The 10,756-nt window shown below is 31.1% G+C and carries 22 protein-coding genes; all 22 read left to right on the forward strand.

Annotated elements, in window-relative coordinates:
• Positions 1-383: hypothetical protein (locus DW904_RS23195; RefSeq protein ID WP_202187806.1), on the forward strand; the 383-nt coding region annotated here is incomplete at its 5' end.
• A gap of 18 nt (positions 384-401) precedes the next feature.
• On the forward strand, positions 402-653 hold the full coding sequence (locus tag DW904_RS21715) for a hypothetical protein (RefSeq protein ID WP_118584216.1): 252 nt from the start codon (positions 402-404) through the stop codon (positions 651-653).
• 11 nt (positions 654-664) lie between these two features.
• Positions 665-844, forward strand: coding sequence for a hypothetical protein (locus DW904_RS21720; protein WP_118584217.1), 180 nt, complete (start codon positions 665-667; stop codon positions 842-844).
• A gap of 31 nt (positions 845-875) precedes the next feature.
• Positions 876-1,100 (forward strand): hypothetical protein, encoded by a 225-nt coding sequence (locus tag DW904_RS21725; RefSeq protein ID WP_118584218.1) that lies wholly within the window; start codon positions 876-878, stop codon positions 1,098-1,100.
• 13 nt (positions 1,101-1,113) lie between these two features.
• Positions 1,114-1,377, forward strand: coding sequence for a hypothetical protein (locus DW904_RS21730; protein ID WP_118584219.1), 264 nt, complete (start codon positions 1,114-1,116; stop codon positions 1,375-1,377).
• 36 nt (positions 1,378-1,413) lie between these two features.
• Complete coding sequence (locus DW904_RS21735) at positions 1,414-2,010, forward strand: hypothetical protein (protein ID WP_118584220.1); 597 nt, start codon at positions 1,414-1,416, stop codon at positions 2,008-2,010.
• 21 nt (positions 2,011-2,031) lie between these two features.
• Positions 2,032-2,277 carry a hypothetical protein gene (locus tag DW904_RS21740; protein WP_118584221.1) on the forward strand — a complete coding sequence of 82 codons (246 nt, stop codon included), beginning with the start codon at positions 2,032-2,034 and terminating at the stop codon, positions 2,275-2,277.
• A gap of 23 nt (positions 2,278-2,300) precedes the next feature.
• Positions 2,301-2,600 carry a hypothetical protein gene (locus DW904_RS21745; protein WP_118584222.1) on the forward strand — a complete coding sequence of 100 codons (300 nt, stop codon included), beginning with the start codon at positions 2,301-2,303 and terminating at the stop codon, positions 2,598-2,600.
• 76 nt (positions 2,601-2,676) lie between these two features.
• Positions 2,677-3,117 (forward strand): type II toxin-antitoxin system PemK/MazF family toxin, encoded by a 441-nt coding sequence (locus DW904_RS21750; RefSeq protein WP_118584223.1) that lies wholly within the window; start codon positions 2,677-2,679, stop codon positions 3,115-3,117.
• Positions 3,105-3,365, forward strand: coding sequence for a hypothetical protein (locus DW904_RS21755; protein WP_118584224.1), 261 nt, complete (start codon positions 3,105-3,107; stop codon positions 3,363-3,365). Before DW904_RS21750 ends, DW904_RS21755 begins: the two co-directional genes overlap by 13 nt.
• A 423-nt stretch (positions 3,366-3,788) precedes the next feature.
• Positions 3,789-4,061 (forward strand): hypothetical protein, encoded by a 273-nt coding sequence (locus DW904_RS21760; protein WP_118584225.1) that lies wholly within the window; start codon positions 3,789-3,791, stop codon positions 4,059-4,061.
• Between the two features lie 104 nt (positions 4,062-4,165).
• The gene (locus DW904_RS21765; protein WP_118584226.1) at positions 4,166-4,474 is read left to right on the forward strand and encodes a hypothetical protein; all 309 of its coding nucleotides are present in this window, start codon (positions 4,166-4,168) and stop codon (positions 4,472-4,474) included.
• Positions 4,474-6,075, forward strand: a complete 1,602-nt coding sequence (locus DW904_RS21770) for a hypothetical protein (RefSeq protein ID WP_118584227.1) — start codon at positions 4,474-4,476, stop codon at positions 6,073-6,075. The genes DW904_RS21765 and DW904_RS21770 overlap by 1 nt, the downstream gene beginning before the upstream one ends.
• 17 nt (positions 6,076-6,092) lie before the next feature.
• Complete coding sequence (locus DW904_RS21775) at positions 6,093-6,305, forward strand: hypothetical protein (protein ID WP_118584228.1); 213 nt, start codon at positions 6,093-6,095, stop codon at positions 6,303-6,305.
• A 14-nt stretch (positions 6,306-6,319) separates the two neighbouring features.
• The gene (locus DW904_RS21780) at positions 6,320-6,730 is read left to right on the forward strand and encodes a hypothetical protein (RefSeq protein ID WP_118584229.1); all 411 of its coding nucleotides are present in this window, start codon (positions 6,320-6,322) and stop codon (positions 6,728-6,730) included.
• A 163-nt stretch (positions 6,731-6,893) separates the two neighbouring features.
• Complete coding sequence (locus DW904_RS21785; RefSeq protein ID WP_147422366.1) at positions 6,894-7,691, forward strand: hypothetical protein; 798 nt, start codon at positions 6,894-6,896, stop codon at positions 7,689-7,691.
• 84 nt (positions 7,692-7,775) lie between these two features.
• Positions 7,776-8,516 carry a hypothetical protein gene (locus DW904_RS21790; protein WP_118584231.1) on the forward strand — a complete coding sequence of 247 codons (741 nt, stop codon included), beginning with the start codon at positions 7,776-7,778 and terminating at the stop codon, positions 8,514-8,516.
• A 4-nt stretch (positions 8,517-8,520) separates the two neighbouring features.
• The gene (locus tag DW904_RS21795) at positions 8,521-9,171 is read left to right on the forward strand and encodes an ABC transporter ATP-binding protein (protein ID WP_202187807.1); all 651 of its coding nucleotides are present in this window, start codon (positions 8,521-8,523) and stop codon (positions 9,169-9,171) included.
• Between the two features lie 2 nt (positions 9,172-9,173).
• A complete protein-coding gene (locus DW904_RS21800) occupies positions 9,174-9,470 on the forward strand; it encodes a hypothetical protein (protein ID WP_118584233.1) in 297 nt (98 codons plus the stop codon).
• A gap of 157 nt (positions 9,471-9,627) precedes the next feature.
• The gene (locus DW904_RS23200) at positions 9,628-9,780 is read left to right on the forward strand and encodes a hypothetical protein (protein WP_202187808.1); all 153 of its coding nucleotides are present in this window, start codon (positions 9,628-9,630) and stop codon (positions 9,778-9,780) included.
• A gap of 3 nt (positions 9,781-9,783) precedes the next feature.
• Positions 9,784-10,116 (forward strand): hypothetical protein, encoded by a 333-nt coding sequence (locus DW904_RS21805; RefSeq protein WP_118584234.1) that lies wholly within the window; start codon positions 9,784-9,786, stop codon positions 10,114-10,116.
• On the forward strand, positions 10,113-10,679 hold the full coding sequence (locus tag DW904_RS21810; RefSeq protein ID WP_118584235.1) for a hypothetical protein: 567 nt from the start codon (positions 10,113-10,115) through the stop codon (positions 10,677-10,679). Before DW904_RS21805 ends, DW904_RS21810 begins: the two co-directional genes overlap by 4 nt.
• Positions 10,680-10,756 lie beyond the last annotated feature (77 nt).

Here is a 10,756-nt window from a genome sequence, read left to right on the forward strand (position 1 = left end):
TAATAAAAATTATATTAACCGGTCTTATAAAAGAAAGTAAATATAGAGAGTGGTTTAAGTTAGAAGGAAGCCATATTATTGATTCATATTATTTTATTGATCCTGTTAATAGATATTTGAAAAAAATATTATTTGAACAGTTATTTGAGCATACAGAAGTAAGCGATGGTGGAAATAAAGATTTTTCAGAAATAGGTATAGATGACTTTGGTACTAGATTTTGTGTTAATTATGGCGTGTCTGAAGATAAAATAAGTTTAGCACAAGATTATGTTTATGAATATATGGAAAATGTAAAAGAAAATATAAAGAAAACAAATATTGCTGGCAAATTAATTAATGCAAATGAAAATCAAAAGTATATACAAGATAGTATTTTATAACTTCTATGGAGGTAGAAAATGTATTTAAAGTCAAATAGGGCTGGTGTCGTTGTAGAACGAATTGGAAGCAAAAGACAGCACAAATATAAACTTACAGAAAAGTCAATCACAATGGTTTCTGCAGGAACATTGGTTATACCGGTACATTTTCTTAGCGACAACTTTCAATTGTATAACCAAAATTGTAATGAGTTAATACAGCCAGAAGGGAACTTTTGGATTACTGCTGAGACCATTGATCCGTATCATGTGGTAATTGATATGTTTTAAGGAGATATAAAATGATAGACGAATATGGAAGAATCAATACAAAATCTCAAGCTATAAGGGAATTTAAAACAGAGCAAATGGCTTATCTATTAAATGACATAAATATAAATCCAGAGAAATATCCAAGTAATTATGAAGATTGGCTTAAATGGCTAGATGAAGTTAGTGGAGACTCTGTGGAAAAATTATAATATAAAATGACGATTTGAAGGGAGATATAAGATGGCAAGATTAAAATGGAACATAGTTCACGAGTGTGACGATGACAACGGAAATCCAACTCAATGGGCTGCTGAAATAAATCATCCGGATTATGGAAGATTCGTTTGGATCGACGATGAAGGTGAGAAGTTTGGAGTATACAGTGGAAAGAACTGTAATACAAAATTGGCGGAATGTAAATCTCTTGCAAGTGCGAAGAGATGGGTTGCGACATATATATTTTGAACGGAGGCGACATATGAGAATATTATATGATGAATACACATCTGGCATATTAGCAGAATATGCATATTGCATTCAGTTAGGGCATGATATGCATATTGGAGACACATATCCTATTGGTAAAATTTGGAATGGCGTTGGAAACATTTCTGAAATTTTAAGAAACCGAAAAATTTCAGTAGAAGATGAGGACGGAGAAATATATACATTGTTTTTTAGAATTATCAAGAAAAAATCGCAAATATTAAGAACTACGGTAGAAATTATTGATGCAGATTGATTAATAAAACAGATATTTAATCGGAGGTATTAGTTCGTGAAAGCAGAATACTTAGAACAGCTGATGACTATATACGATAAATGCATAGTTGAAAAGAACAAGTTAACCGAGAAAGATAAAGAAAATATTTTATTAGCAGTCGTTGATGGGCTTTTGCCTGCAGAAGATAAATATGAAATTTATCTTTTTAAAATGAAATGTGAAGCTCACAAAGTATTTAATGAATTTCATAAGTGGTGTATGAGTGGAAAACCTGTCAGAACATTTGAGGAATATGAAAATTTTTATAAAAATACACTAAATAATATATTTGTTTATCAAGTGTATGAAATAATATATGATGTGTTTCATCCTATTGTAATAAAAAAGAATTTTACATATTTGGATAAACATAATAATAATGTGATTTTCAATGATGAATTTATAATGGCTGCCCTTAAAAGTGAATTATATAAAAAAATGGTATTTAAAGAACAGGTAGAAACCATAGATTGGGAACGTAAATACTCACCAGATGAAAGTAAATTTAGGTTTGCAACGTTAGTGTCTTATAATGAATATGGCGACCCATTTATATATAATGAACCTGAATATCACCTGTATTCTGATAAAAAAGACAGAATACTATTTTAACAGAGCAAAGGAGATAACGCTATGGAAGAGCCACCAATAAGGCAAACAAAATATGAATATGAATATGGACTTTGCAAGCGAATGCATTATAGAGGACTATGGTTGGTTCAGTATGACGGTTATCCTGGTGAAATGAAGAAGACAAAAATGGCTTGTTCTTGTGTACAAGATGGTTGTGATAAGGATTGTGCAGTAATGGAAACGGCAGATGAAGTAATTCCAATTGATTGGGAATGGCACATGCTGGATAAACCACCGATTGGATGAGACTTGATAAAGGAGAGGAAATTATGAGTTACTATAATACAATTAGGTTGTTAAAAGGAACGGCATTCCTTACGACAAGGGAATATAAAAATTTTGAGCCTGGTGATACAATATGGGGAAATGATTCTGATGCAGAAGAGATTTCTCGATGGAATGAAGATGAGAAAGAAAAGGCTTTAGATGCATTGAAAAAATACAAATGCAGTTATCAAGAATCGAATGGAATGTATGATATTGAAGAATATGCATTAGAGTATTTTGATTCAGATGAAGATGGAGAGTTTGTTGCTGGATCTGATTATGATATTGCAGAAACAGAATGAAAATATAATGATTATACTTAGACATCACATTATGTGGTGTCTTTTTTATACTAAAAATGAAAGGAAGTGAGAAGTAGTGGACGAATACAAACAGTTTGATATTGTTTACGCTGATCTTTCTGGTAAAGGAACCATAGGATCTGAGCAGAAAGGTATACGACCTGTGATAATCATTCAAAATGATACCGGCAACATTCACAGTCCAACTGTTCTTGTAATGGCGCTTACAAAGGAACTTAAGAAAGCAAATCAGCCAACCCATTACATAATTAGGAAGAATAATGCGAATGGGTTGAAATTTGATTCGATGGTATTAGGGGAGACTATTACACAGATTTCAAAGCAGCGTATTAAACAGAAAATTGGTGTAGTAGATAATACCGCAGATAAAGATGGAATTATTGGAACATATATGGCTAATCTTACTGGAAAAAGTAGATATGGAAATCCATTATGGACCAAGATTACACAGCTTTTCTGTAAATTGGTTAAGGAGGGGCAAATATGTGCGAATTGAATAAGGTGGAGGCAATGGAACTTATAAAAGGGATTGTAGGAAGTAAAGTTTGTGCAATGTACTATAACAAGAAGAAAGGTATATCTTCAAAATCTAAGAAAATTGGCAAGAGGAGGGTAGAAAAAAATATTCAGAATGCAAAGATTATTACTTATAGCGATTCTGAATATATCAGGAAGATAGAGCTTCATGGAATCAAAGGGAAATTTAAATTTTCTCAATGTAGCTCTATTGTTATTCTGTTCTGATTGAATAAAAATCGAACAAAAGTTCGAAAATGTTAAATTATACCTTTTTATTGGTACAATAAAGTGGTATAATCAAATACATATAAGAACAAATGTTCTGATTTTTAATCGACATTGATCTTATAAAGAAAAATGCCCTACCAGCAGAAAGTTTGGCGACCGTCGGCTGATAGGACAGGGTTTTCTGTACCCACGGATGGATACATACATATTATGTAGCAATTCAATGGAAATGTCAATATTTTCCAATTCTAATCTCTTGCCATTCTGTAAGAGAAATTCCGTGAGTATAACTGTATATTAAATATGCTATTTGCTAAAAATGGAATTGTTATCTTTTTAAGAATAATTTCATTCTCTTTTTAGAAGCAAATGGTGTATTTAGTATACGAAAATTTCAAATGTTAAAGGAGAATGAAAATTATGGGAGTAGATAGTGAAGAAAAAGTATATCTTAATCAGGAACAAAAAAATTACATAGTTAATTATTACTATGAAAAAGACAGAAAGGCATTAAAGTCAATATGTAATAAGATTTTATCTCAGATATGGAACGATGTACCTTTTTATTACAGAGATGATTTTGAATCTGTTGCAGGTCTAACAATCTTGCAAAGTTTAAATACCTATAATCTGAAAAAGGGGGGCAAAAACTCGATGATATTAGAAAATATGTCAATACAAGTATTAAGTTAAATTTCATCAGTTATATCTACAATATAAATAACCTTAAACACGGTGGTGATGGAAATTGGGATCCTGAAAAACGTGATGAAAATGGTAAGAAAGTTAAGAAAAGCGTGAAAGTAAAGTTTGTAAATTTAGACGACAAAATAAAAGAAGGTTCAGAACCTACATATGCAGATGTTATACCTGGTGGTAAATCTGTTGAAGAAATAGTTTTTGAGAATAAAAAAGATTCAAGATTAGAAGTTTATATCAACAGATTGAGTAGAACACAAAGAGAAATTGCAAAATTACTTGCAAATGGATATAAACCAAATGAGATACAAAGTATTCTTGGTCTAACTTCAAAACAGTATTTTGATAATTTAACAGAAATGAGAAACCCTGAGAACACAAATATTTTGAAAGGATGGATTCGATAATGAAAGGATTAGATGAAAAACTGACTGTATCAAAAACATATAGCATTAATATGCTGATTCGCAGATTTGAAAGAGGTGAGGTAAGAAGAGATAATCCATTTCAGAGATCTCCAATTTGGAAACAGTATCAAAAAGATTTTCTTATTGTTACTGCAATGCATGGTTGGAAGGTTGATCCTTTAAAAATCTGTGAAGAGGTTTTTGATGATGGTAATTCTGTATTGTGGCTTACAGATGGCGGAAATCGTTATACTACATATCATGAGTTTAGAGAAAATATGTTCCGAATTGGACGTAATGTACCAGTTCCAATAATCAAGTACAGATCTTTAAGAAGAAATTCCGAAGGCAAACCTGAAAAAGATGAAAATAATAATTACATTTACGACATTATTGAATTCAATATGGTTGGAAAGAAATACAAAGATCTGCCAGAAGAATTAAAGGATCGTTTTGATAATTATGAAGTGTATGTTGACGAATATTATGAGTGTACAAGCGAAGAAGTTCAGATTCATATGCAGAGATTTAATATTGAAACACCCATGAATACAATCCAGAAGGCAACTACTCATATGGGAAGTGCTGCAGCTTGGATGAAGAACATTACAAAAGATACAGATTGTAGATTCTTTTATGAGTTTGATAACTATACTCCAAATGAGAAGAGAAACGGTACTCTTGACCGAATTGTTGCAGAGTCAATCATGCTTATTTATCACCCAGATAATTGGAAGAAAACTCAGATTAAAGTAGGCGATTACTTAAGCGAAAGTGCATCCGAAGAAGAGTTTAAAGAACTTCGTACATATCTTGATAGAATTTATGTTCTTGAAAACGAAGATTTTGACATTGTTTCAGTATTCAATGCAAAACATACATTTATCTGGCTTGCTCTTTTTGCAAAATTTACAAAACTTGGATTAGAAGATTCAAGATTTGCAGATTTTATTAGAGAGTTTAAGTACAAAGAACTCTATAGAAAAGAAATTAATGGAGAATCATTTGAGAGTATTGATGGCGACAACAGATCATCTAAGGATAAGAGAGTTGTATTTGGAAAACTCAATATTCTTGAATCTCTTATGATGGATTTCCTCTCTATTAATAAGGAAGATATTGTTGAATCTTTTGAGACAACTGACAGATTTGATGCATTTGCAACAAAATTTGAAAACACAGAGTTAATGGAAGCACTTGGAGTTCCAATGGGAAGTGACATTGATCGTATTGCTGCGCAGACACTTATGACAGTATGTGGAAAGACAGATTTTTCTGATAAAGCAATTCAGGAATTTATTACAGCTGATGAGTATACAGAGAATAACATTGAAGATGTAGATCTGTATCTGGATGAAGTAAATGAATGGAGCCTGGAGCTTCCAGCCGGTACTACACTTCTCAAGGCAAAATACGTTCCTGCAATGGTAGGATTCGTAAAATATACATATGATAATGATACAAATACAGATGCTCTTAATTGGTTTAAAGATTATGCTTTCCAGTGTACAAAACCAGAGAATGATGTTCAGAAACTTCTTAATGATATGAAAGAAGACTTTAATTCATATTTAGCATACAAAGAAAATAAGACAGCATAAGGTAGGTGGTGATAAATATGGCTATATTTTGTAGACATCCCAAAAGTGTAATTGTCGCAAAATCGAACGTAATCCAGTTTGATCAAAGTGGATTTCCTATGAGACTTGAGACTATGGAGTGTTTGATTTGCGGTAAAAGATATTATGCTTGGAATTATATTAAGAAAAGTGAACTTGATGAACTGAGCACAGGAAAATCTGTGCTCTGCAAATGGGAGAATGTGGAATGATTTGAGGTGATTTTATGATTATTATATGTCTATTGATTATTATATTATGTACAACATTTACACTTCTGGGAACTATAGATGATATAAGTAGTAAATGGGTATTCCCTATTTGTGTTATTGGATTTGCTATATCAATTTTAGGAACGATTATTTGTGTACCTGATATGATAATTACACATTGTAATACAAATAAAAAAATTTATACAAAACAACTTGAATATGAATCACTTGTAAAACAATGTCAGACTGTTTCAAGTAATTATGAGGACGTTTCAAAGGCAAACGTAATCCAAAAAGTATACGAATGGAACGTAGAAGTATATGATGAAAAATATTGGGGAAATAACATTTGGACAAATTGGTTTTTTAACAAAAAAGTCGTAGATTCATTAGAATATATTAATTTGGAAGATTATGGATTATAAGATAAAAGGAGAATTTTATTATGGCTAAATGTTGGAGGCGTCCGTATACAGAAAAAAAGTGCAACGGAAATTTGGAGTAACAACAGTAAAAGGCACTAGGTTTCCTGGTGTTGATTATACGAAGTATGAAACAGAATTTTTAAAAGTGAAAGGACGATCATTTATGAATAAATTTCAAATTGGAGATAAAGTTATTGTAACTGCACATAAAGAGGAGATGGAATATCTATGTATTAGTGCAAAAAAAGATCTTTTTAATTTGGTTGGAACAATATGTGGTGCTTGTACCAGTTGGGACAATGGAAGTATGTCTTATAAAGTTGCATTTGAAGAAAATATTGGTGGACATGATTGTAATGGAGCGTGTAAAGATGGTTATGGACAGATTGTAAATGAAAAATATTTAAAATTATACGATGAAAAGAAAAGTGAGGATAAGATTATGCATAAAAAGGAATATGAAAAGAAACCATTGGAGCAGCAGATCAAAGAGAAATACGAAAATAAAAGAAACGTATTAAATGCAAGAATTGGATTTACAGGTGGACACGAACAAACTTTAGTTCCTAAAAAAGTTTATCATGATTCAATGACTAGCACAATTGTAGTTGATTTTGGAGATAGCGTTGGAAAAATTAAAGCAAAACCAACTGCAGATGATAAGTATGATCCAAGTGTAGCATTCAATATTATTGCTGCAAAGGCAATTTATAAAAGATTTAATTTTCCGTTTGAGTCTGATATGAGTTCTTTTGAAACAAAAATAACTGCAAAATATTTATTACATAAGAATACCGGTATTGCACTTGATAAATACATTAAGTATCTTAAAAATATGGTACAGACATTTTTACAGGAAAATGAAGAATTAGAAAAAGCAGAGCAGATTCGTAGAAATCAGAAAGCTAAAAACAGAATTCGAAAAGAAAGACAGAAACAGAGAAGACAGAGTAGAAAATGAGATTAAATTAAATATTAAATAAGAAGAGTAGAGTGTCAGGAATAAACTTGGCACTCTATTTTTATATAAGGTAGGTGAGAATATGTGAGTTGTTTAATTAAGTATAACTATCAGTATGTATATATTGATAGCGAAAGCAAAATGAAGCTTGGATCTAAAGTTAGAGCAAAAGTTTTCGATGATCAGAAAGCCAAAAATCTTATTAAAAATCCACCGAAAAATATGCGGTTATATAAGTTTGAAATTGAGCCTCTGATTGAAGGAAAAACGGAATGCGAAATTAAGCAAGAGCAGATACTTCAAAGAGCTGCAGAACATGCTAAGAAAACCGGTTGTTATACAGAATTGAAAGAAAATTTGATCGTAGAAGCGAAACCAGAGGTAAAACAAGAAGTAAAAATTGAGAATAAGTCAACTACTAAAGAAGAAGATCATAACAACAACATAGATAATTGGCTTAAAAAGTTACATAGCTGTAATGGAATTAAAGAGGAAGCAAGAGAGCGAATGGAATATCTATATAAGAAATTAAGCCTAATAGACCAGGCACAGGATGTTTTCTTGCATGTTATTGAAAGTAATGAGCATCCAAATGCATCTATGGCATATAAGGAGAGAATGAAATTATCTGAGATAAGGAAAAAAAGAAGGCAAATTAAAAATGAGTTAGCCGTTGTACAAATGATCATATCTAATAATACGTCCTCTAAATTATATGAGCGAATGGTTGCAGTGTCAGAAAGTATACAAAATCCTCAGAATATTAATATTAAATACACGAATGAGTTAACAGATGACTTAATAAGTCAATTTGAAAGGATGTGACGTATTGAGCAGGAAATTTAAAATTATCCGAAACTATTGGGAAGAAGATCAAATATTATACCGGAAGGCAAATATAGAAATTGATCCTGGATTAACAGTCCTGGTTGGATGTAATGGATCTGGTAAAACAACATTGATCAATCAATTAAAAAGGCTATTAGACAAGGAAAAAATTATATATACAAGTTTTGATAATCTTTTTGATGGTGGAGAAAACGCACGAAGCTGGTCTGGATATATAGGAGATTTTTCATTTTTAGCTACTGCCGTAATGTCAAGTGAAGGTGAAAATATTCTAATGAATATTGGAAACTATGCTGCAAAAATTGGTAGAGCAGTAACAAGTGTATTAACAAAAGAAAATAAAGAGTTATGGGCTTTCTTTGATGCAGCAGATAGTGGATTGAGCATTGATGGTATAAAAGAAATTAAGAATAAACTGTTTTCAATAATAGAAAAAGATTGTAAGACAAAGGGAATCGAATTTTATATTGTGGTTTCAACAAATGCTTATGAATTTGCAAATGGAGAGCAGTGTTTTGATGTCTATAACTGCAAGTACAGAACATTTGAAAACTACGATGAATACTCAAAATTCATTTGTAAATCAAGGGAAATTAAAGATAAAAGATATGGTGTAAAGAAAGGAGAATGATTATGTTTGTTAGAACACAAGAGGGAGATAAAATTATCAACCTAAATAACGTAACAAATGTTCATTTTGGAAGAATAATTGATAACGGAAAACAGAAATATATATTGTACTTTGATAATTTTTCTGTGGGTGTATTCAAAAAGCAGGAAGATGTTGAAAAAATTCTCATGATTCTTGAAAGAAAAATTGGTGAAAGCTGCAGTGCACAAATTGTAGATGGCGATGGAGACGAACCACCTAAGATTATTTACTATACAGATAGAGTATTCAAGATTCCAGGCGAGGATGAAATTGCATGAAAAAGAATAGAGCAATTGTATACATAATGATATGGATCTGTTGCAGTATTGTTACCGCAATATCTGTAGCAGCTACAAAGCAATATTGTTGTTTGACTACGATGGTAGTGCCGTTGGCATTTATATTAATGGATTATATGTTTTTTGGAGGTGGAAAATGAGATCTATAGCATGTGCAATTATTAGTTTTGTTATTTTTTATATGGAAAATAATGTAAAAAGTACAGAAATAAAACTTAGGGCGATTTATTTAATTACATCTCATATATTTTTGATTGCTGCAATTATTTTAATGATGTTGGGAAGGTAGAGAATGATTAATTCAGTAAGTATATGTATAGTATGTGGAAAAGAGATGCCAGCATTTTATAAAGGTTGCTCGAAGACTTATGATCCGAAGTACCATAAAAATATTTATGTTTGTAATAATGAGTGTAAAGAAAAATGGGAAGCTCAATATTTTGTAGAAAAATATAAAGGAAATAAAATTTACTGTATTGATGGTAAGTATGTCCCATATTTAAGTTGCGCATATTATTTTAATACACTAGAAGATTGTAAAAAGAGAATTGATAAACCACATATAGCTTATGTATCAAGAGAAGCATTGAGAACATTTATAAGAGAGGAGTTTGGTAACGATTGAGAGATCCTAAGAGAATTGATAAATTTTGTGATGAATTTAAAAGCATATGGAAAGGAAATGTTCCAGATTGGAGATTTGGGCAGCTGATAAGTAATTTTGAATACTGGCTCAAAGGTAAGGTAATTGATATGTTCTTTCCGGAAGAAAAAGAAATGCTTAGATTATTTAAAGAATTTCTTGGCGTAAATGATACAGGAAATGAAAAAAAGATATGGGACGAAATGATGTTTTGTTCGCCACTTGATTTCAAAGATCTTGATGGAAATAAATATGACCAATGGCCAGAGGGTGTCATTTATACTCCTGGAATAAAATTAACTGGAATATTAAAAAAGAAAGCGAGAACAGGTTATTGTGGAGTGACTACAAAAGATGCAAAAAAGATAATTGACAATATATCTGATAAGCGAAAACAAAATGTAAAAGTTGTTATTGGAAATAGAGCAGAAGTCTGTGATGCAATTTTATATATTATCAAATCTAATTACGGATTAATTGTATCTGTCGATGATGCTGAAGAAATTAAATTCTGTGAAGAACTTTTTGAAAAGGTAACAACTTAAAATTGGAGTTTTATTGGAAAAGAAATTTATAAAAGGAGAATAGAAAAATGAGTAATTTAATTAATTAGAGAACATGA

Source organism: Ruminococcus sp. AM42-11 (assembly GCF_003480145.1).
In the GTDB taxonomy this organism is placed as follows: Bacteria; Bacillota; Clostridia; order Lachnospirales; family Lachnospiraceae; genus Blautia_A; species Blautia_A faecis.

Bases quoted from the DNA above. Each gene is read 5' to 3' on its own strand.
- DW904_RS21715 (WP_118584216.1), top strand. From the start codon at position 402: ATGTATTTAAAGTCAAATAGGGCTGGTGTCGTTGTAGAACGAATTGGA.
- DW904_RS21720 (WP_118584217.1), top strand. From the start codon at position 665: ATGATAGACGAATATGGAAGAATCAATACAAAATCTCAAGCTATAAGG.
- DW904_RS21725 (WP_118584218.1), top strand. From the start codon at position 876: ATGGCAAGATTAAAATGGAACATAGTTCACGAGTGTGACGATGACAAC.
- DW904_RS21730 (WP_118584219.1), top strand. From the start codon at position 1,114: ATGAGAATATTATATGATGAATACACATCTGGCATATTAGCAGAATAT.
- DW904_RS21740 (WP_118584221.1), top strand. From the start codon at position 2,032: ATGGAAGAGCCACCAATAAGGCAAACAAAATATGAATATGAATATGGA.
- DW904_RS21745 (WP_118584222.1), top strand. From the start codon at position 2,301: ATGAGTTACTATAATACAATTAGGTTGTTAAAAGGAACGGCATTCCTT.
- DW904_RS21755 (WP_118584224.1), top strand. From the start codon at position 3,105: ATGTGCGAATTGAATAAGGTGGAGGCAATGGAACTTATAAAAGGGATT.
- DW904_RS21760 (WP_118584225.1), top strand. From the start codon at position 3,789: ATGGGAGTAGATAGTGAAGAAAAAGTATATCTTAATCAGGAACAAAAA.
- DW904_RS21770 (WP_118584227.1), top strand. From the start codon at position 4,474: ATGAAAGGATTAGATGAAAAACTGACTGTATCAAAAACATATAGCATT.
- DW904_RS21775 (WP_118584228.1), top strand. From the start codon at position 6,093: ATGGCTATATTTTGTAGACATCCCAAAAGTGTAATTGTCGCAAAATCG.
- DW904_RS21780 (WP_118584229.1), top strand. From the start codon at position 6,320: ATGATTATTATATGTCTATTGATTATTATATTATGTACAACATTTACA.
- DW904_RS21785 (WP_147422366.1), top strand. From the start codon at position 6,894: ATGAATAAATTTCAAATTGGAGATAAAGTTATTGTAACTGCACATAAA.
- DW904_RS21800 (WP_118584233.1), top strand. From the start codon at position 9,174: ATGTTTGTTAGAACACAAGAGGGAGATAAAATTATCAACCTAAATAAC.
- DW904_RS23200 (WP_202187808.1), top strand. From the start codon at position 9,628: ATGAGATCTATAGCATGTGCAATTATTAGTTTTGTTATTTTTTATATG.
- DW904_RS21805 (WP_118584234.1), top strand. From the start codon at position 9,784: ATGATTAATTCAGTAAGTATATGTATAGTATGTGGAAAAGAGATGCCA.